General features: G+C 65.3%; 1 protein-coding gene. It reads right to left on the bottom strand.

Features of this window, described 5'->3' with window-relative positions; translation table 11 throughout:
- The coding region (locus EN742_RS37020; protein WP_148670618.1) for a TatD family hydrolase at positions 1–599 on the bottom strand (599 nt) is incomplete at both ends.

Below are 599 nucleotides of genomic sequence, written 5' to 3'. Positions count from 1 at the left end.
TTCCGGAACAGCCGGAAGACATTGTCCGTGGTGATATCGGCGATCTCGGCCTCGCCGACGCCGATCGTCTCGGCCAGCACCCTGGCGGTGTTGGCGACATAGGCCGGCTCGTTGCGCTTGCCGCGAAACGGGATCGGCGCGAGATAAGGCGCATCGGTTTCGACCAGCAGCCGGTCACGCGGCACGTTGGCGGCGATGGCGCGCAAATCGGTCGAGTTCTTGAAGGTCAGGATGCCGGAGAACGAGACGTAGCCGCCAAGCGCGACGCCGACCTCGGCCAGCCTGCGCCCCGACGAAAAACAATGCAGAATGAAGGGGAAAGCGCCCTTCCCTGTCTCGTCTTCGAGGATCGCGGCCATGTCGTCGTCGGCATCGCGAGAATGGATGACCAGCGGCAGGCCGGTCTGGCGCGCCGCCGCGATATGAGTGCGAAAACCTTGCGCCTGCGCATCGCGCGGGGCGCGGTCGTAGAAATAGTCGAGCCCGGCCTCGCCGATCGCCACCACCTTTGGGTGCGCGGAAAGGCGCACCAGCTCGTCGGCGGTCACGTCGAGTTCTTCCGCCGCATTGTGTGGATGGGTGCCGACCGAGCAATAGAC

Source organism: Mesorhizobium sp. M4A.F.Ca.ET.020.02.1.1 (assembly GCF_004022645.1).
In the GTDB taxonomy this organism is placed as follows: Bacteria; Pseudomonadota; Alphaproteobacteria; order Rhizobiales; family Rhizobiaceae; genus Mesorhizobium.
The sequence above is the reverse complement of the archived record's forward strand: the minus strand, read 5'-3'. Positions and strand labels throughout refer to the sequence as shown.